Genomic DNA, 23,015 nt, shown 5'->3' on the forward strand with positions numbered 1-23,015 from the left:
CCAAATGACATGAAAATGGGAAATCTCAGGTGAAGTTCGTAAAGTATTTTTTAATCCTTGCAGTGTGTTGCATCGTGCTGGGAGCAGCCTCGATTTTTGGCTTGTACAAATATGTCGAGCCACAGCTGCCCGACGTAGCAACGCTGAAAGATGTTCGGCTGCAAATCCCGATGCAGGTTTACAGTGCCGATGGCGAACTGATCGCCCAATACGGTGAAAAACGCCGTATCCCGCTTAAACTGGCGCAAATCCCGCCGGTGATGGTGCATGCGTTTATCGCCACCGAAGACAGCCGCTTCTATGAGCACCATGGCGTCGATCCGGTGGGCATCTTCCGAGCGGCCTCCATTGCTCTGGTTTCCGGCCATGCTTCACAGGGTGCGAGTACCATCACCCAGCAGTTGGCGAGAAACTTTTTCTTGAGCCCGGAGCGCACCCTGACGCGCAAAATCAAGGAAGCCTTCCTGGCGGTGCGCATCGAGCAGATGCTGTCGAAAGATGAAATTCTTGAGTTGTATCTGAACAAGATTTATCTGGGTTATCGTGCCTATGGCGTGGGCGCCGCCGCACAGGTCTATTTTGGCAAAGACGTCAGCCAGCTCAGCCTAAGTGAAATGGCCACCATTGCCGGCCTGCCCAAGGCGCCGTCTACCTTTAATCCACTGTATTCGCACGATCGCGCCGTCGCGCGCCGTAATGTCGTGCTGTCACGCATGCTGGACGAGCATTACATCACCCAGGCGCAATACGATCAGGCGCGCAGCGAAACGCTGGTTGCCAATTACCATGCGCCGCAGATCAGCTTCTCCGCGCCGTATCTGGCCGAAATGGTACGTCAGGAGATGATCAAGCGTTACGGTGAAAACGCCTATACCGACGGCTATAAGGTTTACACCACCATTACCAAAAAATTGCAGTTGGCCGCGCAGAAATCGGTACGCGACAACGTGCTGGCTTACGATATGCGCCACGGTTATCGCGGCCCGTCCAACGTGCTGTGGAAAGTGGGCGAAGCCGCCTGGGAGCAAAAGCAGATCGTTGATTCGCTGAAGAACCTGCCGAACTATGGCCCGCTGGCACCGGCGGTGATCACCCAGGCCGATGCCGAGCAGGCGACCGCCATGCTGGCCGACGGCAGCAGTATCGCCTTGCCGATGGCCGGTATGCGCTGGGCACGCCCGTACAAGTCCGACACGCAGCAGGGACCGACGCCGAAACGCGTTACCGATGTGGTTCAGGCCGGCCAGCAAGTGTGGGTGCGTAAAGTGGACGATGCCTGGTGGCTGTCGCAGGTACCAGACGTCAACTCGTCACTGGTTTCGCTCAATCCGCATGACGGCGCAGTGAAAGCACTGGTAGGCGGTTTTGACTTCAATCAGAGCAAGTTCAACCGAGCCACCCAGGCGCTGCGTCAGGTAGGCTCCAATATCAAGCCGTTCCTGTATACCGCGGCGATGGACAAAGGCCTGACGCTGGCCACCATTCTTAACGATCTGCCGGTCACCCGTTGGGACGCCGGTTCCGGTACCGAATGGCGTCCGAAGAACTCACCGCCGACCTACGCCGGGCCAATCCGCCTGCGCCAAGGCCTGGGGCAATCGAAGAACGTGGTCATGGTACGCGCCATGCGTGCCATGGGCGTCGATTACGCCGCGGAATATCTGCAACGCTTCGGCTTCCCGGCGCAGAATATCGTGCATTCGGAATCGCTGGCGCTCGGTTCGGCGTCGTTCACCCCAATGCAGCTGGTTCGCGGCTATGCGGTACTGGCCAACGGCGGTTATCTGGTGGACCCGTATTTTATCACGCGCATTGACGACGAAACCGGCAATACCATCTTCGAAACCAAACCGAAGGTGGTGTGCAACAGTTGCAATCTACCGGTAATTTATGGCGATACCCATCGTTCGGCGGTATTGTCAGACGATAACGTCGAGAACGTGGCGGTATCGCAGGAAGGCAACAATGCCGGCGTACCAATGCCGAAACTGGAGCAGGTGACCCCGGCGCAGGTATTGCAGGACGGCGACCAGCAGTATGCGCCACACGTCATCAGCACCCCGCTGGCGTTCCTGATCCACGATGCGCTGAACAGCAACATCTATGGCGAACCGGGCTGGATGGGCACCGGCTGGCGTGCCGGCCGCGATCTGAAACGCCATGATATCGGCGGCAAAACAGGTACTACCAACAGCTCGAAAGACGCCTGGTTCTCCGGCTACGGCCCGGACACCGTGACCACCGTATGGATTGGCTTTGACGATCATCGCCGCGATCTTGGCCGTTCCACGGCGTCTGGCGCGATTGAGGATCAGGTCTCCGGCGGCGAAGGCGGCGCGAAAAGCGCACAGCCGGCCTGGGACGAGTTTATGAAAGTGGCGCTGGACGGCATCCCGGAGCAGAAAGTTACTCCGCCGCCGGGCATTATCAGCGTCACCATCGACAAGGCCACCGGCAAATTGTCGAAAGGCGGTGGCGGCAGCCGGTCCGAGTACTTCATTGAAGGTACCCAGCCGACCGAGTATCCAACATACGACGCAGGCACCACGCTAATGGATGCCGGCGGCGAGAGCCACGAACTGTTCTAAATCAAAAGGGCCAGAATCATCTGGCCCTTTTTCTTTGCCTCGGCGGACGTGGTGCCCGCGCGCTGAATACCCGCCTCAGCGTGAGCTGCGCAAAAACGCCTCTGTCAGGAACAGCGCACTGACATTACGCGCCTCGCGGAAATCAGGCTCCGCCAGCAGCGCCATCATATTGGCAATCGGCCAGCGCACCTGCGGCAATGGCTCCGGCTCGTCGCCTTCCAGACTTTGCGGGTAAAGATCGTGCGCCAGCACGATGTTCATTTTGCTGGAAAAGTACGACGGCGCCATCGTCAGTTTGCTGAGAAAATCAAAGCGTTCGGCGCCATAGCCCACCTCTTCCATCAGTTCTCGGTTGGCTGCTGCCAACACGCCCTCACCCGGGTCGATAAGCCCCTTCGGAAATCCCAGTTCGTAAGATTCGGTGCCCACGGCGTATTCACGGATCAGCAACAGATCGTCGCCAATGACCGGTACAATCATCACCGCTTCGCGATCGGAGGGCCGCATGCGCTCATACACCCGCCGCACACCGTTACTGAACTCCAGATCGACCGACTCTACGTGAAATAAACGCGAACGCGCGACCGTTTCTACTTTCAGGATGTTGGGTTTTTGCAGGTGTTTATCCATGATGGCCTCAAATTGGTTAACACGGCTAGCCCAATTACCTTGGCACAACCCGTAGTCAACCAGGATAATGATGGGCGCCGCGGGCCGCTTCGGCCGGTTTAAACGCTCACCCGATTCGCTCTTGATCGCATTGTGCGTTAATGAGAACCTTGGCCGCAACGCGCACCGTCTGTAATTTACTTTTTTTTAACAAGCGCCGCCAGCGCCAGCCGTTTTTTTGGGCTAATTCAGTAAACAAAGCATGATAAAATAGGATAATCCCGATATTAGCCCTGCATGCCGATTGCTAGCATTATGGGAGGCTGGTATTTTTTTCATCGCGATTTCAACGCCTGCCGATGTATTGGCTGCTTCGCGGATAATTATTGCCTATAATATGCAACTTTTAGTCTGGTTGGTGAGGTTCACGGCGTAAAATGGGGATAGCATGAGCACAATAGTGTTGATATTGGCCTTAGTGCTTGCCTGCCTGATTGCCGCCGGCCTGTATTTTTGGTTCAGAGCACGCAACCGTCCGGTATTGGCGCGTTCACTGCCATTTATCAAGCCCACGCACCGTAAACTGACGGCGGAAGAGCGCGCGGCAGTCGAACACTATCTCAGCCAGCAAAATCGCCTGGGCAATAAATTATTGCCCAGCAGTCCGGCGTTGTCCTCCGCCAAGCTGGCGCTGACGCCGCAAAGCGATAACGTTTACCCGATCACCCATGCCATTACCCGCTATGGTCTCGCCAGCGATGAACCGAACAAGTGGCGTTATTACCTGGATTCCGAAGAGGTGCATTTGCCGCCGTTCTGGGAACAGTACATCAGCGCCGACAACCATGTTGAAATCATCAAGACGCAAACCCTGCCGCTGATAATCTCACTCAACGGCCATTCGCTGCTTGACCATATCCACGATCGGCCACAGCCGCCGACGGTGGGCGCGGCGCCGGCACGTAACGCTTCGATCCGCAAGGAAGAAAGCGAACACGTCGAACTGCTCAACATCCGCAAGGAAACGCCCGAAGAGCACATGCTGCACCGACCGAACGGCATCAAGGAAGCCGGTATCATTTCTGCCGCCCTGCTGCTGCTGTTCTTTAGCCTGATAAGCCCGGTACTGGTGATCCCGTGGATGGTTTTTGTCGCGGCGCTGATGATTGCCTGGGGATGCTGGAACCTGTTACGACGCCCCGCCGATCACGAGCTGAACGAAGTGCACAGCCTGCGCGGCACGCCAAAGCGTTGGGGGTTGTTTGGTGAATCCAATCAGGGCCAGATCAGCAATATTTCTCTCGGCATCATTGACCTGATTTATCCGCCGCACTGGCAGCCGTTCATTAGTGCCGATCTGGGCAAGACCACTGACGTCGACATTTATTTGAACCGTCAGGTGGTACGCCAGGGACGTTACCTGTCGCTGCACGATGAAGTAAAACACTTCCCGCTGCAACAATGGGGCAAGAACGCCATGCTGATGGCCAGTTCGCTGCTGGTATTGCTGCTGCTGATCACTTATGTTCCGCTCAGCCTGCCGCTGAAACTGAGCGTGGCGTGGCTGCAAGGCGCGCAGAAAACCGATGTCAGCACCGTCCAGGCCTTGGAGGCCATACCGTTGCACATCGGCGATACCCTGCGTATTCAGGGCAACGGCATGTGCTATGTCCCCCCCACGCCGATCAACACACCGTCCACCGGCTTTATGCCGTTCGACTGCTCGGGCATTTACTGGAACACCGCGGCCCCCCTGCCTCAGCCGGAATCTGACATTATCGATAAAGCCTCGGCGCTGCTGGCAACGGTCAATAGCCAGCTACACCCGAGCGGTACCGACCAGAAAATCAACCCGCAACTGGCCAGCGCCATCGAAAAGTCCGGCATGATTCTATTGGATGATTTTTCTGATATTGTTTTGAAAACTCAGGACTTATGCTCAGGAAGCAACGAATGTGGCCGCTTGAAGAACGCGCTGGTAAACCTGGGCAACGCCAAGAACTGGAACAGTCTGGTGAAACGCGCACGCTCCGGCACGCTGAACGGCGTTAACGTCCTGCTGCGGCCGGTCAGCGCCGAATCGCTGGAAAACCTGACCAAATCGGCAACCTCGTCATTCGTCTATCAGGAAACACGCCAGGCCGCTGCGGCACTCAACAGCCCGCCGCCGGGCGGTTTCCTGATTACCAGCGACGAAGGCAAACAGCTGGTCAACCACCCGCTGCCGACCACGCCGCTGAATGACTTTAACGCCCTGGAGCAGTGGAACGAACTGCAGCGCCTGGCCAGCATCCTGCTGCATACGCCTTTTCAGGCCCATGGCGTAATCACCAATATCAGCGTGGACGCCAACGGTACCCGGCATATTGCGCTGCACAGCGAACCCGACATGATAACCCTATGGCGCTACCTGGGCACTAGCCTGCTGTTGATTGGCGTGGTGGTCAGCCTTGGGTATAACGCCTGGCGGGCCGTGCAACGCCAGCGCATGAACCGGCGCCGCCTGGTCGATATCCAGCGTTATTACGAAAGCTGCTTCAACCCGCAATTGACGCCAATGTCATTGCATCCGATAGCGTAACGCACAGCAACGGGCCGGCAGAGCACGGCCCGTTATCACCTCCTGCCATCCGGTTATGCTACCCTAAGCCTATACCCTGTTTACCCTCAGCGAGCCGTGACGGCTTGCCCCTGGAGAACCGATGAGCCCGGACATTGACTGGCGCAATATTGATACCGTTCTGCTGGATATGGACGGCACCCTGCTCGATCTGGAGTTCGACAGCCATTTCTGGCTAACGCTGGTGCCGCAGGCGTTAAGCGCACAACGCGCAATCCCCCTTGAACGGGCGCGCCAGCTGATTGAAGCGGAGTATCTCGCGGTGCAGCACACCATGAACTGGTACTGCTTTGATTACTGGAGCGAACGACTGGATCTGGATATTTATGCCATGACCAGCGAGGTAGGCTATCGTGCCCGCCTGCGCGACGATACCGAGCCGTTTTTGCAGGCGCTGCGCAGCAGCGGCCGCCAAACCATTCTGTTGACCAATGCGCACCCTCACAGTCTGGCGGTAAAAATAGCTCACACCGGGTTGGATCGGCACCTTGATTTATTACTTTCCACCCACACATTTGGTTATCCGAAGGAAGATCAGCGTCTGTGGCAGGCGGTTCAACAACAGACCGGCTTCGACGCGCAGCGTACGCTGTTCGTTGATGACGGCGAGCCGATCCTTGATGCCGCCAGCCGCTTTGGCATCCGCTATTGCCTGGGCGTGCAGAATCCGGATTCCAGCACGGCGGAGAAAACCTTCCAGCGCCATCCGTCGATGCGCGATTACCGTCATTTGCTACCGGCGCTGGAACGGGAGCTTTCATGAAGGCAAAAGACACCGCAGACGACGCGGTCCGGCTAGACAAATGGCTGTGGGCCGCACGCTTTTACAAAACCCGCGCACTGGCACGCGAAATGATCGACGGCGGCAAGGTGCACTATAACGGTCAGCGCAGCAAGCCCAGCAAAATCGTCGAGGTCAATGCGGAGATTAAACTGCGACAGGGCAATGAAGAGCGCACGGTGACGGTACTGGCGGTAACCAGCCAACGCCGCGGCGCCAGCGAAGCGCAGCAGCTGTATCAGGAAACCGAAGCCAGCATCGCCAACCGTGAAAAAATGGCGCAGGCGCGCAAAATGAATGCCCTGACCATGCCGCATCCGGATCGCCGCCCGGACAAAAAAGAGCGGCGCGATCTGATTAAATTTAAATTTGGCGAGCCGGAATAATCCCTCGCCTCGATGAGAGAAAATTATGTCCAACCATGACCAATTACACCGTTACCTGTTCGAAAACTACGCGGTGCGCGGTGAGCTGGTTACGATCAGCGAAACCTATCGGCAAATCCTGGCCAATCATGACTACCCGGTACCGGTGCAAACCCTGCTGGGCGAAATGCTGGTGGCCACCAGTCTGCTGACCGCCACGCTGAAGTTCGATGGCGACATCACCGTGCAACTGCAGGGTGACGGTCCGCTGAAGCTGGCAGTGATCAACGGTAACAACCAGCAGGAAATGCGCGGCGTTGCGCGCCTGCAGGGCGAAATAGCCGACGACAGCACGCTGCATCAGATGATCGGCAACGGGGTGATGGTGATTACCATTACGCCGGCCGAAGGCGAACGCTATCAGGGCATTGTAGCGCTGGAAGGCGCAACGCTGGCCGCCTGCCTGGAAAACTATTTCCAGCAGTCCGAACAGCTGCCAACCCGCCTGTTCATCCGCACCGGCGAAGCCGCGGGCCAACCGGCAGCGGGCGGTATGTTACTGCAGGTTCTGCCGGCGCAGGACGATAAAAATGCGGACGACTTCGACCATCTGGTGCAATTGACTCACACCATCAAGAGCGAAGAGTTGTTCACCCTGCCGGCCAACGAGGTGCTGTATCGCCTGTACCATCAGGAAGAGGTGACGCTGTATGAGCCACAGCCGGTGATGTTCCGCTGCACCTGCTCGCGCCAACGCTGCGCCGACGCGCTGCTGACCCTGCCGGCAGAGGAAGTGGCCGAGATGCTGGAACAGGATGGCAACATCGACATGCACTGCGATTACTGCGGTAGCCACTACCTGTTCACGCCTACGGACGTTGCCGCGCTCTATACAGGCAATACCGATGAAGGCGATCGGTTGCACTAAGTTGCACCCCTGACTGGCGGGCCCGTCCGGTGCCCGCCAAGCCGCGCCGTTTGCACGCTTGCTTTTTTCCGTGTGCTATATCTCAGTTCGTAACGAAAATCAGCGTAAATCGTTAAATATTTGATACCTATCGCGGTTAACGCGCTGCGAATCCCTACAATTGGCGCCCAGAAATTCTGTGACCAAGGAGTAGTGACATGCGTGCTAAAGGTATCACCCACCAGGATCTCGCCGCTTATGGAATTCATGACATCGGCGAAATTATCCACAACCCCAGTTATGACCTGCTGTTCGAGGAAGAAACCGATCCTTCCCTGACAGGCTATGAGCGTGGGGTCGTGACCAAACTGGGCGCGGTAGCCGTCGACACCGGGATTTTTACCGGCCGTTCCCCGAAGGATAAATACATTGTTCGTGACGACACCACCCGTGACACCGTGTGGTGGGCCGATCAGGGCAAAGGCAAAAACGACAACAAACCGATGAGCCCGGAAGTGTGGGCTTCGCTGAAAACCCTCGTTACCGAACAGCTTTCCGGTAAACGCCTGTTTGTGGTAGATACCTTCTGTGGCGCCAACGCAGATTCCCGCCTGAAAGTCCGTTTCATTACCGAAGTCGCCTGGCAGGCACATTTCGTCAAAAACATGTTCATTCGCCCAAGCGACGACGAGCTGGCAGAATTTGAACCGGACTTTGTGGTGATGAATGGCGCCAAATGCACCAACCCCGACTGGCAGCAGCAGGGACTGAACTCGGAAAACTTCGTGGCGTTCAACCTGACCGAACGCATGCAGCTGATCGGCGGCACCTGGTACGGCGGCGAAATGAAGAAAGGCATGTTCTCGATCATGAACTACCTGCTGCCGCTGAAGGGCATCGCCTCGATGCACTGCTCGGCCAACGTCGGCGAGCAAGGCGACGTGGCGATCTTCTTCGGGCTGTCCGGCACCGGCAAGACCACGCTGTCTACCGATCCGAAACGCCAGTTGATCGGCGATGACGAACACGGTTGGGATGACGACGGGGTGTTCAACTTCGAAGGCGGCTGCTACGCCAAGACCATCAAACTGTCTGAAGAGGCGGAGCCGGACATTTACCGCGCCATCAAACGCGATGCGCTGCTGGAAAACGTCACCGTGCTGGCCGACGGCAGCGTGGATTTCAACGACGGTTCGAAAACCGAAAACACCCGCGTTTCCTATCCGATCTACCACATTCAGAACATCGTCAAGCCGGTATCCAAAGCCGGTCATGCCACCAAGGTGATCTTCCTGACCGCTGACGCCTTCGGCGTACTGCCGCCGGTATCACGCCTGACCGCCGACCAGACGCAGTATCACTTCCTGTCCGGCTTCACCGCCAAGCTGGCGGGCACCGAACGCGGCGTAACCGAACCAACGCCGACCTTCTCTGCCTGTTTCGGCGCGGCGTTCCTGTCGCTGCACCCAACCCAGTACGCCGAGGTTCTGGTCAAGCGCATGCAGGCCGCCGGCGCCCAGGCCTATCTGGTCAACACTGGCTGGAACGGCAGCGGCAAGCGTATTTCGATCAAGGACACGCGCGGCATTATCGACGCCATTCTTAGCGGCGAAATCGATAACGCCGAAACCATTACCTTGCCGATCTTTGATTTGGCAGTACCGACCGCACTGCCAGGCGTCAACCCGGCCATCCTCGACCCACGCGCCACCTATCAGAGCGAAGCGCAATGGGAAGACAAAGCCAAAGATCTGGCGCAGCGCTTTATCACCAATTTCGACAAATATACCGATACCCCAGCCGGTGAAGCGCTGATTGGCGCCGGTCCCAAGCTGTAATTCTCTCACATTACCTCTTCAATCAAGGCGCGGATCCCGCGCCTTTTTTATTGGAGTTATTTGCTCTTTAACCGTCGAGGCGAGACAATGCGGCAATGCAATCATTGCTAGCAAAGGAGGTTTCAATGGCAACGATCACCGTCAGGAATCTGGATGATGAAGTCAAAGAGCTGCTACGTATCTCCGCGGCCAAAAACGGCCATTCCATGGAAGAAGAAGCACGCATGATCCTGAAGCAGGCGCTGGTGAAAAATCAGCCGCGCTATGGGTTGGGCACCTGGATGCACCAGCAATTTGCCGAATTCGGTGGCGTTGAGCTGGACACGCCGCGCGCTGCCGAGCCGCCGCGCATAGCTATCTTTGGCGATGAAGACGGCAAAGCATGATTATTCTCGATATCAACGTCATTTCAGAGACGCTGCGCCCTAATCCGCACTATAACGTGATCAATTGGCTAAATGAAAAAGACAATGATGAGCTCTACTTATGCGCCATTGTCCTGGCCGAGCTGTTCAGCGGCGTCGCCTGCCAGCCTGACGGCAAACGCCAGCGCGCCTTACAGCTTAAATTGGCCGAGGCGTTGCAGATAAGATTTGATGGGCAAATTTTGCCGTTTGATGCGCTGTGTGCGATGCAGTACGCGCAACTGACCGCGAACAACCGCCAACAGGGCAAGGCGATGAGCATGGCGGACAGCCAGATTGCCGCCATCTGCCTGCAGTATGGCGCCACTCTGGCCACGCGCAATACCAAAGTCTTTGCCCATTGCGGCATCGAATTGATCGATCCCTGGCAGGCTACAACCGGCCGCCGCCTGCATGAAGAGGCGGCGGAATACTACGTCATGAGCCGCAAAACCTGAGCAGGAGTAACGCTGGAGGAAACGGCGCCGCAGTCCGCAAAGCTGCGCTACTGCGGCCGTCGCAGTCAGGCTTTTTCTTTCGTCGCGGTATGGCCGTTGGCGGTTTCGCGCTTTTCGATCGGCAATGGAATATAAGCACGGATACGCAAACCACCGCGTTCGCTTGAGCCGAACTCCAGCGCCCCGGCATGTCCATCGATAATGCGCTGCACGATAGCCAGGCCCAGGCCAGTGCCACTGGTGCTGCGTGCGCTGTCGCCACGGACAAACGGTTGCAGCAGATGCTTCAGCTCTTCCGGCTTGATGCCAGGACCGTCGTCCTCGACCTGGAACCAGCCGCGTTGCAGTTCGCGCCCGCTGCTAACCTTGATCCAGCCGTTACCATAGCGAGCCGCGTTGATCACCATATTCACTGCCGCGCGTTTGATCGACAATGGGTTGACGTTCATCATCAATTCACCCGCCAGCAGTTCTGAATCAATCACGCGTTCGTAGCCACTTTCCGCCGCCACTACCTCACCCAGAATGGAATTCAGATCGCAAAATTCGGTCTGCATTTCCTGCCCGGTACGCAAATAATCAATAAACTGTTCGATGATGGCGTTACATTCCTCGATATCTTTATTGATCGATTCCGCCAGATAGCCATCTTCGGCATTCATCATTTCCGTTGCCAGTCGAATGCGCGTCAGCGGGGTACGCAAATCATGGCTCACGCCGGCCATCAGCAGCGTACGATCGTCAGCCAACTGCTTGACGCCGGACGCCATCTGGTTAAACGCCCGCGTTACCGAACGCACCTCAGAAGCGCCATACTCACGCAGCGGCGGTGGGATATTGCCCTTGCCCACCTGCAGTGCAGCGTGTTCCAGCTCCACCAACGGGCGGTTCTGAATGCGAATGAACAGCCAGGCGCCGCCTATTGCCAATAGCATAATCGCCAGCGTATAGCGGAACAGCGGCGAAAAATCGCCCTGATGGATTTCGGTCAGCGGTACCCGCACCCAGATATCCGGTGACAGCCACGTTTTCAGCCACACCACCGGAGAATTCTTGTTCACTTCTACACGCACGTCGGTCGGGCCGCCCAACTGTTGCGCCATCTGCTGACTCAGAAACTCGTAGTGCTGCGCCCAGCGCAGACCACTCTCTTCCGCCGCCGCATTGGTATACAGCGAAATGCCCAGTTCGCGATAGATTTCCCGCCGAAACGCCGGCGGTACTTCCAGCAACGTACCATCTTCCAATTGCAGCCGGTCCGTCATCAGCATACGCACTTCGTACGCCAACACCTTATTAAACTGCTGCAAACTGGGCAAGATGGCGAAGTTGAGCACCACCAGATAGGTGGTCACCAGGCTGACAAACAGCAAGGTGACGATCAACAACAGGGTTCGGGCAAACGAGCTACGCGGTGAAAAGCGCAATCGCCTCATGCCTTACTGCCGTCCGGCACAAAGACGTAGCCCAGACCCCAAACGGTCTGAATATAACGGGGATGCGCCGGATCTTCTTCGACCATGCGCCGCAAGCGGGATATCTGCACGTCGATAGAGCGCTCCATCGCGCTATATTCCCGCCCGCGCGCCAGATTCATCAGCTTATCGCGCGACAGCGGCTCACGCGGGTGGCTCACCAGTGCTTTCAGCACCGCAAACTCGCCGCTGGTCAATGGCATTGGCTCATCTTCACGGAACATTTCGCGCGTACCGAGATTGAGCTTGAACTTGCCGAAGGCGATCACCGCTTCTTCCTGCGAAGGTGCGCCCGGTAGCTCGTTTGCCTGACGGCGCAGTACCGCACGGATACGCGCTAACAGCTCACGCGGGTTAAACGGTTTGGGGATGTAGTCATCGGCGCCAATTTCCAGCCCGACGATACGATCGACCTCTTCACCTTTGGCGGTCACCATGATAATTGGCATCGGATTGCTCTGGCTGCGCAGGCGGCGGCAGATCGACAGGCCGTCTTCGCCAGGCAGCATCAGGTCCAGCACCATTAAATGGAAGGATTCCCGTGTCAGCAAGCGATCCATTTGCTCAGCGTTGGCCACGCTGCGAACTTGAAAACCCTGTTCGGTTAAATAGCGTTCTAATAGCGCACGCAGACGCATATCGTCATCGACGACCAGAATCTTATGATTCTCTTGCATTGTATTACTCCCAAAGGCTGTATTGCCTGACGCCAATATTGTTAAAAAACCCTGTCATTTCGGACAGCGATTATTGGTATATATTCTAGACGAAATTGTTACAAAGCTTATGCTTTTGCCCATTTATCAATAATTTTCAGCGAATGTCGATGGCAACTCGTCGATATTTCGTCGTTTCTCGGCGTCAGGGGCGGCAATGGCCCAATTTTGTGTCCTTCCGCCACCGGCGATGCCGCACGGTGGCAGTGTAGTGCCAGCTATGAGGTCTGCAGGAAACGCGCCAACTGGCGGCGCAGCCGCTGGTTCTCTTTTTGCAGTGCGTCGACCCGGTCCAGCAGCGTCAGCGCCATGGCTATCCCCGGCCAGTCCAGATCCAGCTCTGCTCGCAGTCGCCGCGCTCGCTGCAGATGACTCAGCGCCGGGTAATCAAACAGCCAGCTCGACTGCGCCGACTCCAGGGGGACTATCACGCCAAGTTCGACGATCTCGATCAGCTCATCCTGAGAAATATCCACCTGCTGGCACAGTTCTACCACGGTAAACGTAATTTCTTGTCTCATCATGGTACTTACTCCCATTCCGTGCGAGGGTTGAACGCCGCCTGCTCGGCCAGTTCACGCCACAGGGCGCTGGCCCGGTCATTCGGTTTCGGCGGCATCACTACCTTGAGAATGACATACAGATCGCCAGTCTGTTTCTTGCCGACCAACCCCTTGCCTTTAACCCGCAGCCGTTTGCCACTCTGGCTGCCGGCGGGAACGGTCAGCGCGATTTTACCGGTTAACGTTGGCACTTCGATACTGGCGCCCAACGCAGCTTCCCAGGGGGCCAACGGCGCCACGATGTGCAGGTTATGACCGTCAACCTCAAACAGCGGATGCGGCGCGAGGCGGATAATCAGATACAGATCGCCGTTCTGGCCGCCGCCGACGCCGGCAACCCCCTGCCCCTTGAGACGAATACGTTCGCCGTCGCTCATGCCCGCCGGAATTTTCACGTTCAACGTTTTGCCAGCTTCACTGACCTGACGTCCCAGTTCGTCGTAGACCGGCAACGTATAGGAAATCTCTCGGCTCTGATCGTGCAACGTCTCTTCAAGGAACAGCGGTACCTCCATTTCGAGATCCTGACCACGCAAGCCATGGCCACCACGCGACGAGGAACGCTGCCCCGCGGCGGTTCGCCCGCCGAACATGCTCTCGAAAAACTCGGAAAAGTCTTGTGCTCCGTCCTGCCATGCCGCGTTCTGCTGACGCTCGCCAGCTCCGCCACGCGCACGCTGGCCAAAGTTCGGGTCATTGCGATGCAGTCGGATCCGATCGTACTCGGCACGGCGCTGTTCGTCTTTCAGCACTTCATAGGCTTCGGCCAGCGCCTTGAACCTGCTCTCGGCGTCGGCTTCACTGCTGACGTCAGGGTGATATTTACGCGCCAGCCGGCGATAAGCGGTTTTGATGGTTTTCAGATCGGCGCTGGGCTCGACGCCCATCGTCGCGTAATAATCTTTAAATTCCATGCGGTAATACCTTCAATGTGATGGGTTGTGCGCCAAAAATCCTTCTTTCAGTTGCCAGATAATCCCTCCTTTTCGTCACCTTCCGTCTCCGGTATTGAGGTTAGCGGCGTACCGCTATGCTAAGCATACTCCCGATTGTTAAAAGCTGCGCAGGCTGATAAAAACGCTGAGACAACACGCAGGCGGGCGGCCATTTTTAAAGCCCCTTGCATTCACGTACACTGTGCCGGTGGCTCCCTACAAGATAAATCACCATGAGAACTCAACTGATAACCCGTGAAGGGTATGACAAGCTCAAGCAGGAACTGGATTACCTGTGGCGCGAAGAACGCCCGGAGGTCACCAAGAAAGTCACCTGGGCCGCCAGCCTCGGCGATCGCAGTGAAAATGCCGACTACCAGTATAATAAAAAGCGTCTGCGCGAAATCGATCGTCGGGTTCGCTACCTCACCAAGTGCCTGGAACAGCTGAAAATCGTCGATTATTCGCCCCAGCAGGAAGGCAAGGTATTCTTCGGTGCCTGGGTCGAGGTAGAAAATGACGATGGCGATCTCAAGCGTTTTCGCATTGTTGGCTACGACGAGATCTTTGGCCGCAGGGATTACATCTCCATCGACTCGCCGATGGCCCGTGCCCTGCTGAAAAAGCAGGTCGGCGATACCGCCATTGTCAACACACCGTCAGGCGAAGCGCTGTGGTACGTCAACCAGATTGAATACGTTAAATAAGTTTCAGCTTATTCCGAACGGCGAGGATTCCCGGGCAACACGGCGCTTGCGGCGTTTGCCCCGCACAACCCTGGCCAGCCGTACTGGCAATTTCCCGGGGCAATACGTATAACTGTTCCCCTGATTATTTACCGTTCCTAACAGATACCAGACATATGAATGACCCACTGAGCCGCATTATTGCAACAGAATTGCAGGCCCGGCCGGAGCAAGTTGACTCCGCCATCCGCCTGCTGGATGAAGGTAATACCGTGCCGTTTATCGCACGCTATCGCAAGGAAGTCACCGGGGGCCTGGACGATACCCAACTGCGCCAGCTGGAAACCCGCCTGGGTTATCTGCGTGAACTGGAAGACCGTCGTCAGACCATCCTCAAGTCGATTGAGGAACAGGGAAAACTCACCGAGCAATTGGCCGGCGCCATCAACGGCACTCTCAGCAAGACCGAACTCGAAGACCTGTATCTCCCTTACAAACCCAAACGCCGCACCCGTGGTCAGATAGCTATCGAAGCCGGTCTGGAACCGCTGGCCGACACCCTGTGGACCGATCCGCAGCAGCAGCCCGAGTCGCTGGCCGAACGCTTTGTTAATGCCGACAAGGGCGTGGCGGACGTCAAGGCAGCGCTGGACGGCGCGCGCTATATCCTGATGGAACGTTTTGCCGAAGATGCCGGCCTGCTGGCCAAAGTGCGTGACTATTTATGGAAACATGCGCATCTGGTGTCCAAAGTCGTGGAAGGCAAAGAGCAGGAAGGCGCCAAGTTCCGCGATTACTTCGATCACCACGAGCCGATTTCCCAGGTTCCTTCACATCGCGCGCTGGCGATGTTCCGCGGCCGCAACGAAGGGGTACTGCAACTGGCCCTGAACCCCGACCCGCAATTTGAGGAAGCACCTCGCGAAAGCCAGGGCGAACAGATTATTATCCATCACCTCGGGCTGCGGCTGAACAACGCGCCGGCGGACGCCTGGCGTAAAGCGGTAGTCAACTGGACCTGGCGCATCAAGGTACTGCTGCATCTGGAAACCGAACTAATGGGCACGGTGCGCGAGCGCGCCGAAGATGAAGCGATCAACGTATTCGCCCGCAATCTGCACGATCTGCTGATGGCTGCACCGGCCGGCATGCGCGCTACCATGGGTCTCGATCCGGGTCTGCGCACCGGGGTAAAAGTGGCGGTGGTAGACGCTACCGGCAAACTGGTAGCGACCGACACCGTGTATCCACACACCGGACAGGCCGCCAAGGCCGCCGCCCTGGTCGCCGCGCTGTGCATCAGGCACAACGTGGAACTGGTGGCGATCGGCAACGGGACCGCATCCCGCGAAACCGAACGCTTCTTTATCGATCTGCAAAAGCAGTTCCCGGAGGTCAAGGCGCAGAAAGTGATCGTCAGCGAAGCCGGCGCTTCGGTGTATTCTGCCTCGGAACTGGCGGCGCAAGAGTTCCCGAACCTTGACGTTTCACTGCGTGGCGCGGTGTCGATCGCACGTCGTCTGCAGGATCCGCTGGCCGAATTGGTGAAGATTGATCCCAAATCCATCGGCGTCGGCCAGTATCAGCATGACGTCAGCCAGAGCCAACTGGCGAAGAAACTGGATTCGGTAGTCGAAGACTGTGTGAACGCCGTCGGCGTCGATCTGAACACCGCATCGGTACCGTTGCTGACCCGCGTAGCCGGCCTGACGCGCATGATGGCGCAAAACATCGTGAACTGGCGCGACGAAAACGGCCGTTTCAGCAACCGCGAACAGTTGTTGAAGGTCAGCCGCCTGGGACCGAAAGCCTTTGAACAGTGCGCCGGCTTCCTGCGCATCAACCATGGCGATAACCCGCTGGATGCCTCAACCGTTCACCCGGAAACCTACCCGGTGGTGGAGCGTATTCTGGCCGCCACCCGGCAGGCATTGCAGGATCTGATGGGCAACCCGAGCATGGTACGCAGCCTGAAGGCCAGCGATTTCACCGACCAGCAATTCGGCATACCGACGGTTACCGACATCCTTAAGGAACTGGAAAAGCCGGGCCGCGATCCACGTCCGGAATTCAAGACCGCTACCTTCGCCGACGGGGTGGAAACGCTCAACGACCTGCAACCGGGCATGATTCTGGAAGGCGCCGTCACCAACGTCACCAATTTCGGGGCGTTCGTTGACATCGGCGTCCACCAGGACGGTCTGGTGCACATCTCCTCACTGGCGGATAAATTCGTTGAAGATCCGCACAGCGTGGTGAAAGCCGGTGATATCGTTAAAGTGAAAGTGATGGAAGTGGATCTGCAGCGCAAGCGCATTGCATTGACCATGCGTCTTGACGAGCAACCGGGCGAAGGATCGGCGCGCCGCAGTGGCCCCCCTCCTGCCCGAGATAACGCAGCCCGTCCAGCCGCCGGCAAGCCGAAGGCACGCACCAGTGCGCCGGCTGGCAACAGCGCCATGGGCGATGCGTTGGCCGCAGCGTTCGGCAAAAAACGTTAATTTCTGCGGGCGAGGCATCGGCTTCGCCCGTTTTTCACCGGCGTTTTTTGATTTATCGCAATTATTTGCCATTTTTATTTCAGCCTGCGTTTATAAATACCCCTCACGATCTTATCATTAGATATATTAATTAAATTACCGCGTTAACATATTCGTTAACATTTAATGCCCATGACTATTTTTTGGCAGTCAACACAATTGGTTGGCAGCGTTATTTTACGCAGAGTTTGTTAGCTGAAAATATCTATTGTTAACAGCATGGAAAATTAAGGCGAACAATTTTATTAAATGATTTCTAAACAAAAAAATGGCCACAATCCATTAACCCATTTAACCTAAATCACGCATTTGCAGCGCAACGGGCTAAGTGGTAATAATAATACCAGCGCTATTTCCGTAGGAATATGTGTCGATATTTACCAATAGTTACCAATACCCCTATTTTTTGTATTGAATACGATAATTATTCTCACTATTATTCCCTTACGTATTCAACGGAATCATCGCCTGCCGCAATGGGGGCAACGCACGTCAATAGCCTGATGGGATGGGCTCTAGGAAGGTAATATGCATCTTCTGCCTAAACAGTCTTATAAAATTACCGGCTTCGCCAGAGATATCAGCCCTGCCTATCGCCAGAAACTGCTGTCGCTTGGCATGCTGCCGGGAGCGTCGTTTGAAGTCATACGCATAGCTCCATTCGGCGACCCGATAGAAATAAAAACCCAGCGCGTCAGTCTGGTGCTGCGTAAAAAAGATATCGCCCTGATCGCGTTGGAAGGCCAGCCGTAAACCTGCGCCGTCCACCCAGGGCCTTTGCCGCGCTGCGTTGCGTGGTGCCGATGTACTCTATTGAACTCATGTTGAATTATGAAAAAATTAACGATTGGCTTAATAGGTAATCCAAATTCGGGGAAAACCACCCTGTTCAATCAGCTCACCGGGGCACGTCAGCGCGTCGGCAACTGGGCAGGCGTCACGGTTGAACGTAAAGAGGGGCATTTCACTACGCCGCAGGCGCAGGTCACGCTGGTGGATCTGCCCGGCACCTATTCCTTGACCACCATTTCAGAACAAACCTCGCTAGACGAACAAATCGCCTGCCATTATATCCTCAGCGGCGATGCCGATATGTTGATCAACGTGATCGACGCTTCGAACCTTGAACGCAACCTCTACCTGACGCTGCAGCTACTCGAGCTCGGCATCCCGTGCATTGTCGCACTGAACATGCTGGATATCGCCCACAGCCAGCATATCCAGATCGACATTGCCACCCTGTCGGCACGCCTCGGCTGCCCGGTAGTGCCGATGGTGTCGACCAAGGCGGACGGGATCGGCGTGCTGAAACAGATGATTGATAATCATCAAACCAACCAATTGACCGCGTTGGTGGACTACCCGCCTTTACTGCTCGAGGAAGTCGACACGCTCAGCACCGCGATGCCCGCCAGCCTGCCGTGCGAACAGCGCCGCTGGCTGGCGCTGCAAATGCTCGAAGGCGATATCTATAGCCACCAGTTGGCGGGCGACGCCGTCCCCCTGTTGCCGGCGGCCAAAGCGGCGCTGGAACAGCAACGGCAGGAAGACCCGGCGCTGGTGATTGCCGATGCGCGCTATCGGTCAATCGCCACCATCTGTGCCGACGCCAGCAACGCGCAGCAGGCGCAACCGAACCGGCTGACGGCGATCCTAGATAGCGTGATCCTCAATCGCTGGCTGGGGGTGCCGATCTTCCTGTTGGTGATGTATCTGATGTTCCTGCTGGCCATCAACATCGGCGGCGCGCTGCAACCGATTTTTGATCTCGGTTCCGCCGCGATCTTCATTCAAGGCATCCAGTGGCTCGGCTATACCCTGCACTTCCCGCAGTGGCTGACTATTTTCCTGGCGCAGGGCGTCGGCGGCGGTATCAACACGGTACTGCCACTGGTGCCGCAGATCGGCATGATGTACCTGTTCCTGTCGTTCCTGGAAGATTCCGGTTATATGGCACGGGCGGCGTTTGTGATGGATCGCCTGATGCAGGCACTTGGCCTGCCTGGCAAATCCTTCGTCCCCTTGATCGTCGGCTTTGGCTGCAACGTACCCTCAATCATGGGCGCGCGCACCCTGGACGCACAGCGTGAACGGCTGATCACCATCATGATGGCACCGTTTATGTCCTGTGGCGCGCGGTTGGCGATCTTCGCCGTGTTCGCCGCCGCCTTCTTTGGTCAGGATGGCGCAGGCGTAGTGTTCTCGCTGTATATGCTCGGTATCGTGGTCGCCATTCTGACCGGACTGGTGCTGAAGTACACCATCATGCGCGGTGAAGCCTCGCCGTTCGTGATGGAATTGCCGGTATACCATGTGCCGCACCTGAAAAGCCTGCTGCTGCAAACCTGGCAGCGGCTAAAAGGCTTTGTGCTGCGCGCCGGCAAGGTGATCGTCATTGCCAGCATCTTTATTGGTGGGCTGAACAGCTTCTCCTTCAGCGGCAAACCGGTAGACAGCATCAACGACTCGGCGCTGGCCTCGGTCAGCAAACTGCTGACGCCGTTGCTACAACCGATGGGCGTCCACGCCGACAACTGGCAGGCGACCGTCGGCCTGGTCACCGGCGCGATGGCAAAAGAAGTGGTGGTTGGCACGCTGAATACCCTTTACACCGCCGAACAGATCGCCAATGCGCCTTTTGACGCCGCCGAATTCAACCTGCCGGCAGCGCTGGGCGACGCGGTGCACGAGACCTGGCAAGGTCTGAAAGACACGTTCAGCCTGAGCGTCCTGTCCAACCCGATCGAAGCCAGCAAGGGTGATGGCGAAATGAACGCCAGTTCGATGGGCACCATGAGCAGCAAGTTCGGCACCTCCATTTCCGCCTACAGTTACCTGATCTTCGTGCTGTTGTATGTGCCGTGCGTATCGGTGATGGGTGCCATTGCCCGCGAATCCAGCCGTGGCTGGATGACATTTTCGATACTGTGGGGGCTGAACGTCGCCTACTCGCTGGCCACGCTGTTTTATCAGGCCGTCACCTTCCAGCAACATCCGCAGTACAGCCTGATCTGCATCCTGGTAGTTCTGGTGTTTAACGCTCTGGTTCTGTTGGGGCTGCGTAAGGCGCGCAACCGCGTCACGGTGCGCCTGCATCGCGCTACGCCGACCGGCTGCTGCCAAAGCCCGCAGGGAGAGTGTCACTGATGGCCAGCCTGTTGCAGGTGCGTGATGCGCTGGCGCTGAACGGCAGCCTGCAGGCGCAGCAGCTTAGCCGTCAGTTGGCGACGCCGTTGCCGCTGGTGCAGGCGATGCTGGAACGATTGGCCGCAATGGGAAAAATAGAGTGCATTGAACAAAACGACAGCGCCTGCCTGAGCGGTAGTTGCAGACATTGCCCGGAAAGCCATAAGTGCAATACCGTGCTGTATCGATTGAAGCAGTGAATACGTGCCGGCCAGAAAACCGCTGCATGGCTGCTGGCGTGGGGGGCGTGGAAGCCGCATAAAATCAGAGGCGCCGTTCAGCGCCTCTTTTATCAGCCTTGTTACTTGTCTTTATACACTTCAGCGGTAGCACTGAATTTGCCGTGCTCGCGACCGGCGATAACCAGGTAATACTGCCCGCCTTTTTCATCGGCCAGTTTGGACAGTTCCTTTTTGGCATCCATCGGTGACGTGGTTTCTGCCGTGGTGCTCACCGTGCCGACTTTCTCGTATTTGCCCGGATCTTTTGCCAAATCTTCTTTGGTTAATTCCGTTGCCGCCATCGTGCCAAAAGAAACGGAACCGACAACTAACGCTGCAACGATCATCTTCAATGATTTCATGACTCAACCTCGCAATGGATAATTTATATGTTATGAAAGCCGTCAAGATTAAATACGCGTAGTTTCAGGTTGCTGCGCTATCCATGAACCTCGTTGCTTTCCCTGACGAGGCTCATCCCAGAGACGGAACGCCAAAGTGAAAAGACCGGGATACGGTCTTTTCATTCTGCACCCCACGTATTTACTCATTAAGTATCGAACAGGTTTGGCTTTTATCCACCCATCGGCAGTTTTTTTTACACAGTTTTGCGCTGGGTCAATTCGCTGAGTTATCGACAAATTGTTTGATGGTATCGGCAAATTCATCAGGATGAGAAATAAACGGCGCATGGGCGGCCTTGTCGATAATCACCGACCTGCTGGCCGGCACCAGCTCATCCACCAGCGCTGCTACCTTGCGCGGCACCAGACCATCAAGGTAGCCATAAATGCGCAGCAGCGGCAGTGTCGGCGCCAGTGTGGTCATGGCACGACGTAAATCGACCGTACGCAGCATTTCCAATCCGCCGTTGAGCACCTCAACGCTGGGCATCGGCTGATTGAGCACCACCGCCTTCAATGTTCTGGCGTCCTGCCGGGCGCTGGCGGTACCTAGCGTTTGCAATGTCAGAAAACGCTCCACCGTGCGCTGAAAGTCTTGACTAAGCTGCTGCTGGAAGCCACTCAACACGTTTGGACGAATGCCTGGCCAACCATCCTCGGCGTGGAAACAGGGCGACGAGGCGACGCCGATCAGACCGCAAGTCCGCTGAGGCTGCGTCAAGGCAATCTGGCTGGCCACCAGCCCGCCGAGCGACCAGCCCAGCCACCAGGCCTTGGCCGGCGCCTGTTCCAGGACGATCTCGGCCATCTGCTCCAGCGTCAGCGCACCGTACCCCTGGCTACGGCCGTACCCCGGCAGATCCAACAGGTGCAGGCGAAAATGCGGCGCCAATCGCGCCAGCGTGCAACCCCAGACCTCGGCATTCAGCCCCCATCCGTGCAGCAGCACAAGATCGCGATCGCCTTCACCCATTGTTTTCCAGTACAGCGCACTCATCAGTTATTGTCCTTGTTGACCCGTCATGGAGGACCACTATGCTAGCAATCCACAGCCGTTGTTGGCTATGCCGACAACCCTTGCGTCTGGCGAAACAGGGGATTTGCAGCTGTTGCCAACGCCAGTTGCCGCGTATTCCGCTCTGCTGCCCCCGTTGCGGTTTGCCGTCCGGCGACGCCCGGCTGCCCTGCGGCCGCTGTTTGCTAACGCCGCCACCGTGGCACGCATTGGTGTTTGCCGGCGATTATGCCAGTCCGTACCGCCAGTTGATTGGTCGTTTCAAATTCCGCCGTGCGCCCGAACTGGCGCCGGTGCTGGCTCGATTATTGTTGTTGCGCTGGCTGCAAGCGCACCGAGAGCAATATCTGAACAGACCGGAGGTGATTTTGGCGGTACCCTTACATCATCGACGCTGCTGGCGTCGCGGGTATAATCAAGGCGATTTACTGGCCCGGCCGCTGGCACGCTGGCTGGGCTGCGAATATCGACCGGCGGCGCTGGAGCGTGTGCGATCCACCGCGCCACAGCGGCAGCTGAGCGCACATCTCCGCCGGCGCAATCTGCGCGCCGCCTTTCGCTGCCACGAGGATCTGGCCGGCAAGCACGTCGCCTTGCTGGACGATGTGCTCACCACCGGCAGTACGGTGGCGGCGATCGCTACCCTGTTACAGGCGCAGGGCGTGGCGTCGTTGCAGATATGGTGTATTTGCCGCACATTGTAG

The 23,015-nt window shown here is 56.9% G+C and carries 21 protein-coding genes; 14 read left to right on the top strand and 7 right to left on the bottom strand.

Annotated elements, in window-relative coordinates:
- Positions 1 to 29: 29 nt before the first annotated feature.
- On the top strand, positions 30 to 2,588 hold the full coding sequence (mrcA, locus tag NYE85_RS03470) for a peptidoglycan glycosyltransferase/peptidoglycan DD-transpeptidase MrcA (protein WP_259002957.1): 2,559 nt from the start codon (positions 30 to 32) through the stop codon (positions 2,586 to 2,588).
- Between the two features lie 75 nt (positions 2,589 to 2,663).
- Here mrcA and nudE read toward each other — a convergent pair whose 3' ends face one another.
- Positions 2,664 to 3,218: an ADP compounds hydrolase NudE gene (gene nudE / locus NYE85_RS03475; RefSeq protein ID WP_259002958.1), complete on the bottom strand. Its 555-nt coding sequence runs from the start codon at positions 3,216 to 3,218 to the stop codon at positions 2,664 to 2,666.
- A gap of 427 nt (positions 3,219 to 3,645) precedes the next feature.
- Here nudE and NYE85_RS03480 point away from each other — a divergent pair, with 427 nt between their 5' ends.
- The 7 genes from NYE85_RS03480 to NYE85_RS03510 all read left to right on the top strand — a co-directional run bounded on the left by NYE85_RS03480 (position 3,646) and on the right by NYE85_RS03510 (position 10,570).
- Entirely contained in the window at positions 3,646 to 5,778 is a 2,133-nt protein-coding gene (locus tag NYE85_RS03480; protein ID WP_259002959.1) for an intracellular growth attenuator family protein, read from the top strand.
- Between the two features lie 121 nt (positions 5,779 to 5,899).
- Complete coding sequence (gene yrfG / locus NYE85_RS03485) at positions 5,900 to 6,580, top strand: GMP/IMP nucleotidase (protein ID WP_259002960.1); 681 nt, start codon at positions 5,900 to 5,902, stop codon at positions 6,578 to 6,580.
- Positions 6,577 to 6,984: a ribosome-associated heat shock protein Hsp15 gene (gene hslR, locus NYE85_RS03490; RefSeq protein ID WP_259002961.1), complete on the top strand. Its 408-nt coding sequence runs from the start codon at positions 6,577 to 6,579 to the stop codon at positions 6,982 to 6,984. The genes yrfG and hslR overlap by 4 nt, the downstream gene beginning before the upstream one ends.
- Positions 6,985 to 7,009: 25 nt before the next feature.
- Positions 7,010 to 7,891: an Hsp33 family molecular chaperone HslO gene (hslO, locus tag NYE85_RS03495; RefSeq protein WP_259002963.1), complete on the top strand. Its 882-nt coding sequence runs from the start codon at positions 7,010 to 7,012 to the stop codon at positions 7,889 to 7,891.
- 197 nt (positions 7,892 to 8,088) lie between these two features.
- The gene (gene pckA, locus NYE85_RS03500; RefSeq protein WP_259002964.1) at positions 8,089 to 9,708 is read left to right on the top strand and encodes a phosphoenolpyruvate carboxykinase (ATP); all 1,620 of its coding nucleotides are present in this window, start codon (positions 8,089 to 8,091) and stop codon (positions 9,706 to 9,708) included.
- A gap of 125 nt (positions 9,709 to 9,833) precedes the next feature.
- Positions 9,834 to 10,094: a FitA-like ribbon-helix-helix domain-containing protein gene (locus NYE85_RS03505; RefSeq protein WP_259002965.1), complete on the top strand. Its 261-nt coding sequence runs from the start codon at positions 9,834 to 9,836 to the stop codon at positions 10,092 to 10,094.
- A complete protein-coding gene (locus NYE85_RS03510; RefSeq protein ID WP_259002966.1) occupies positions 10,091 to 10,570 on the top strand; it encodes a type II toxin-antitoxin system VapC family toxin in 480 nt (159 codons plus the stop codon). Before NYE85_RS03505 ends, NYE85_RS03510 begins: the two co-directional genes overlap by 4 nt.
- A gap of 65 nt (positions 10,571 to 10,635) precedes the next feature.
- Here the strand turns inward: NYE85_RS03510 and envZ are convergent, their stop codons facing one another.
- From envZ to cbpA, 4 genes are all read right to left on the bottom strand, one after another.
- Positions 10,636 to 12,006 carry a two-component system sensor histidine kinase EnvZ gene (gene envZ, locus NYE85_RS03515; RefSeq protein ID WP_259002967.1) on the bottom strand — a complete coding sequence of 457 codons (1,371 nt, stop codon included), beginning with the start codon at positions 12,004 to 12,006 and terminating at the stop codon, positions 10,636 to 10,638.
- Positions 12,003 to 12,722 carry a two-component system response regulator OmpR gene (ompR, locus tag NYE85_RS03520; protein ID WP_004709363.1) on the bottom strand — a complete coding sequence of 240 codons (720 nt, stop codon included), beginning with the start codon at positions 12,720 to 12,722 and terminating at the stop codon, positions 12,003 to 12,005. Before ompR ends, envZ begins: the two co-directional genes overlap by 4 nt.
- A gap of 257 nt (positions 12,723 to 12,979) precedes the next feature.
- A complete protein-coding gene (locus NYE85_RS03525) occupies positions 12,980 to 13,285 on the bottom strand; it encodes a chaperone modulator CbpM (RefSeq protein ID WP_259002969.1) in 306 nt (101 codons plus the stop codon).
- A gap of 5 nt (positions 13,286 to 13,290) precedes the next feature.
- Positions 13,291 to 14,238 carry a curved DNA-binding protein gene (gene cbpA / locus NYE85_RS03530; RefSeq protein WP_259002970.1) on the bottom strand — a complete coding sequence of 316 codons (948 nt, stop codon included), beginning with the start codon at positions 14,236 to 14,238 and terminating at the stop codon, positions 13,291 to 13,293.
- A gap of 254 nt (positions 14,239 to 14,492) precedes the next feature.
- Between cbpA and greB the strand changes: the two genes are divergently transcribed.
- From greB to NYE85_RS03555, 5 genes are all read left to right on the top strand, one after another.
- Entirely contained in the window at positions 14,493 to 14,966 is a 474-nt protein-coding gene (gene greB / locus NYE85_RS03535; protein WP_259002971.1) for a transcription elongation factor GreB, read from the top strand.
- A 155-nt stretch (positions 14,967 to 15,121) separates the two neighbouring features.
- Positions 15,122 to 17,446, top strand: a complete 2,325-nt coding sequence (locus NYE85_RS03540) for a Tex family protein (protein WP_259002972.1) — start codon at positions 15,122 to 15,124, stop codon at positions 17,444 to 17,446.
- A 567-nt stretch (positions 17,447 to 18,013) separates the two neighbouring features.
- Positions 18,014 to 18,238, top strand: a complete 225-nt coding sequence (feoA, locus tag NYE85_RS03545; RefSeq protein WP_259002973.1) for a ferrous iron transporter A — start codon at positions 18,014 to 18,016, stop codon at positions 18,236 to 18,238.
- Positions 18,239 to 18,316: 78 nt separating this feature from the next.
- Positions 18,317 to 20,632, top strand: coding sequence for a Fe(2+) transporter permease subunit FeoB (gene feoB / locus NYE85_RS03550; protein ID WP_259002974.1), 2,316 nt, complete (start codon positions 18,317 to 18,319; stop codon positions 20,630 to 20,632).
- Entirely contained in the window at positions 20,632 to 20,871 is a 240-nt protein-coding gene (locus NYE85_RS03555; RefSeq protein ID WP_259002975.1) for a FeoC-like transcriptional regulator, read from the top strand. The genes feoB and NYE85_RS03555 overlap by 1 nt, the downstream gene beginning before the upstream one ends.
- Before the next feature lie 101 nt (positions 20,872 to 20,972).
- On the opposite strand, the gene NYE85_RS03560 is transcribed toward NYE85_RS03555, so the two are convergent.
- Together NYE85_RS03560 and bioH are read right to left on the bottom strand one after the other, a co-directional pair.
- Positions 20,973 to 21,254, bottom strand: coding sequence for a YdgH/BhsA/McbA-like domain containing protein (locus NYE85_RS03560; RefSeq protein ID WP_259002976.1), 282 nt, complete (start codon positions 21,252 to 21,254; stop codon positions 20,973 to 20,975).
- Between the two features lie 256 nt (positions 21,255 to 21,510).
- On the bottom strand, positions 21,511 to 22,293 hold the full coding sequence (gene bioH, locus NYE85_RS03565) for a pimeloyl-ACP methyl ester esterase BioH (protein WP_259002977.1): 783 nt from the start codon (positions 22,291 to 22,293) through the stop codon (positions 21,511 to 21,513).
- A 38-nt stretch (positions 22,294 to 22,331) separates the two neighbouring features.
- Here bioH and gntX point away from each other — a divergent pair, with 38 nt between their 5' ends.
- Positions 22,332 to 23,015 carry a DNA utilization protein GntX gene (gene gntX / locus NYE85_RS03570; protein WP_259002978.1) on the top strand — a complete coding sequence of 228 codons (684 nt, stop codon included), beginning with the start codon at positions 22,332 to 22,334 and terminating at the stop codon, positions 23,013 to 23,015.

Origin of the sequence: Serratia sp. AKBS12 (assembly GCF_024793895.1) — a bacterium.
Lineage (GTDB): Bacteria > Pseudomonadota > Gammaproteobacteria > Enterobacterales > Enterobacteriaceae > Serratia_F.